The organism is Morganella sp. Je.2.23, from assembly GCF_051129855.1.
Classification (GTDB): Bacteria; Pseudomonadota; Gammaproteobacteria; order Enterobacterales; family Enterobacteriaceae; genus Morganella; species Morganella sibonii.
The window spans coordinates 1-348 of record NZ_JBCPSQ010000041.1 but is presented as its reverse complement, the minus strand read 5'-3'; the positions used below and the strand labels follow the sequence as shown (position 1 = coordinate 348).

Here is a 348-nt window from a genome sequence, read left to right as displayed (position 1 = left end):
CACTATCATTACCTGAATACATAGGGTAATGAAGCGAACCGGGAGAACTGAAACATCTAAGTACCCCGAGGAAAAGAAATCAAACGAGATTCCCCCAGTAGCGGCGAGCGAACGGGGAGCAGCCCAGGACCTTAATCAGTATCAGTGTTAAGAGAACAGTCTGGAAAGGCTGGCCACAGCAGGTGATAGCCCTGTATCTGAAAGCACTGGTGTTGTGAGTCCGATGAGTAAGGCGGGACACGTGTTATCCTGTCTGAATATGGGGGGACCATCCTCCAAGGCTAAATACTCCTGACTGACCGATAGTGAACCAGTACCGTGAGGGAAAGGCGAAAAGAACCCCGGCGA

The 348-nt window shown here is 50.9% G+C and carries 1 rRNA gene; it reads left to right on the top strand.

Going from position 1 to position 348, the window contains the following annotated elements:
• Positions 1 to 348: ribosomal RNA gene (locus tag AAZR23_RS20770) — 23S ribosomal RNA — on the top strand; the annotation flags it as partial.